This window comes from uncultured Demequina sp., from assembly GCF_913055775.1.
Classification (GTDB): Bacteria; Actinomycetota; Actinomycetes; order Actinomycetales; family Demequinaceae; genus Demequina.
In genome coordinates, this window is record NZ_CAJXJX010000203.1 from 1 (window position 1) to 2,505 (window position 2,505).

The 2,505-nt window shown below is 73.1% G+C and carries 4 protein-coding genes; 1 reads left to right on the forward strand and 3 read right to left on the reverse strand.

Features of this window, described 5'->3' with window-relative positions; translation table 11 throughout:
• Positions 1-303 (reverse strand): thermonuclease family protein (locus QZ483_RS13485; RefSeq protein ID WP_367117116.1); only part of this gene is annotated, 303 nt, incomplete at its 3' end.
• 78 nt (positions 304-381) lie between these two features.
• On the reverse strand, positions 382-1,251 hold the full coding sequence (locus tag QZ483_RS13490; RefSeq protein ID WP_297084888.1) for an A/G-specific adenine glycosylase: 870 nt from the start codon (positions 1,249-1,251) through the stop codon (positions 382-384).
• Between the two features lie 56 nt (positions 1,252-1,307).
• Between QZ483_RS13490 and QZ483_RS13495 the strand changes: the two genes are divergently transcribed.
• Positions 1,308-1,916: a hypothetical protein gene (locus QZ483_RS13495; RefSeq protein ID WP_297084891.1), complete on the forward strand. Its 609-nt coding sequence runs from the start codon at positions 1,308-1,310 to the stop codon at positions 1,914-1,916.
• A gap of 4 nt (positions 1,917-1,920) precedes the next feature.
• On the opposite strand, the gene QZ483_RS13500 is transcribed toward QZ483_RS13495, so the two are convergent.
• Positions 1,921-2,505: S16 family serine protease (locus QZ483_RS13500; protein ID WP_297084893.1), on the reverse strand; the 585-nt coding region annotated here is incomplete at its 5' end.

The following is a 2,505-nucleotide window of genomic DNA, read 5'->3' on the forward strand; positions in this document are numbered from 1 at the left end:
GAGCGCGACCTGCTGGTCGAGAAGGGTGACCTCGGCGGCCTCACGTGCCTCATCGGCGCCGCACTCGCCGCGCTCCGGGGTGTCGATGCCGATGACGCGGACCTCGTCGACCACGCCGTCGCGCGCGACCTCCATCGAGTCGCCGTCGTAGACGTGGGTGACCGTCCACAGCTCGGCCGATGCGGTGGGCGCCTCTGCGTCGTCGTCCAGCAGGCGCGGCAAGAGGAAGGACCACGCCCAGATCATGACCGCGGCGATCGAGACGATGAGCAGCGCTCGGTAGACCGTGGACATGGATCTCATGCGTCAAGTGTCCCAGGCCGCGCCGCAGTCGGATCCCGACCGGGCCACCGGCGGGAGACGGTTGCGGAGAGAACGTGCCTACAGAGAGTAGGCGGCGCCGGAGGCCGGACGGATCAGGCCGTCCTCGACGAGTGAGGTCACGCACCGGTCGAGCTGACCGGGATCGACGTCCGCGAGCGCCGGGTGCGTCTCGAGCGCGACCGGGTCCACCGCCTCCCTCAGAATCGCCAGGACGCGCCCGCGCACCTGCCGGTCGGTGCCGTGCCACGCCTGGCTTCTCCCAGCGCCCTCCCCGAGCCCCGGCCTGCCGATCGCGACCCAGGTGCAGTCGCTCTCGAGCGGGCACTGCGCGCACTGCGGCGCCCGCGACGTGCACACCAGCGCACCCAGCTCCATGACCGCCGCATTCCAGGTCGCGGCCTCGTCACGGTCCTCCGGCACCAGCCCTGCGGCGAAGCTGCGCTCCGCCCGCGTGAGGTGCGCGCGGGGATACGCCGTCCCGTTCCACGCCCGTCCGATCACGCGCCGCACGTTGGTGTCGAGCACCACATCGCGCTCGCCGAACGCGAAGGCCCGCACAGCCGCCGCGGTGTACTCGCCGACGCCGGGAAGGGCGAGCAGTTCCTCCGTGGCCGACGGCACCGCGCCGCCATGCCGGTCGGTCAGGGCCCGCGCGCACTCCTGCAGCCGCAGAGCGCGGCGCGGGTACCCCAGGCGACCCCACGCACGCAGCACCTCAGGCTGGTCGGCGACCGCCAGGTCAGCGGGCTCGGGCCACCGCTCCATCCAGGCTCGCCACGCGGGCTCGACTCGCACGACCGGGGTCTGCTGGAGCATGACCTCCGACACCAGCACGCCCCAGGGGCTGCAGTCAGGATCGCGCCACGGAAGGTCGCGCGCCGCGTCCCCGAACCACTCCATCACGGCGGTGACGAGGTGGCGCGGCATGGCTCCATTGTCACAGCCCCGAGCGGGGCTACCGTGAACGCAGGAAGGAGCGTGCCGTGGACGGACTGCGCGAGCCGGTGGGCGAGCACCCGCCGAGGGTCTACTGGATGCGACGCATCTTGGTGCTGATCGTCGCCGCGGCCGTGATCCTCGGGATCTGGTTCATCGCTCGCGGCCTGTTCGCTGGTGGCGACGCCGCGCCTGAGGAGCCCGCGCCCGACTCCAGCTCGACGACGTCGCCGGCAGCGAGCGCGGCACCGGAGGACCCGAGCCGGCCGTGCACCGGTGACGACCTCACGCTTGCCATGACCCCGTCCCCAGCGGAGGTGACGCTCGGCACCATGCCCGCGTTCGACGTCTCGATCGAGCACACGGGCGGTTCCGCGTGCAGCCTGGCCACGGCGACCGACGGCACGGAACTGACCGTGCGGTCCGGGGACCAGGTCTACTACTCGACGCTGTGGTGCACCGACGACGCCGCGATCCCTGCGGGCGAGTGGATCCTGCAGCCCGGCGACCGCGAGACGGTGCAGGCCACGTGGACGGGGCAGCGCTACGACGACTCGTGCTCCGTGATCGCGGAACCGGCCGCCGGCTACTACTGGGCGGCCGTCGCGATCGCCGGGATCGAGGCGCCCGAGCAGCAGTTCCAGATGGTGGGCTAGCGGGTCACGCCCGCGGCACCGCGCGCTCGACCGCCTCGCGCACGGTCGAGACCGCGTGGATCGTGACTCCCCTGGGGGCCTCGACGGGCGCCGGCGTGGCCGGCACGATGACCTCCGTGAAGCCCAGTCGCGCCGCCTCCGCGACCCGCTGACCCAGGCCCGTGACGGGACGCACCGCGCCGGACAGCGCTACCTCGCCGATCGCCGCGAGGCCGGAACGCACCGGAGCATCGGTGCGGGCGGACGCGAGCGCGAGCGCCAAAGCGACGTCCGCCGCGGGCTCGGTGACGCGCGCGCCGCCGATCGTCGAGACATAGACGTCGTCCGCGGCGATGGCCACACCCACACGGCGCTGCAGCACCGCGAGGATCATCGCCAGCCGCGCGCCGTCCCAGCCCAGGACCGACCGCCGCGGCGTGGCCAGCGGCGAGGGCGCGACCAGGGCCTGCAGCTCGACCAGTACCGGCCGCGTGCCCTCGATCCCGGCGAACACGGTGGCACCCGCGACCTCGCCCTGGCGCTCGGCCAGGAACAGGGCAGACGGGTTCGGAACCTCCATCAGGCCCTGTTCGGTCATCTCGAAGACCCC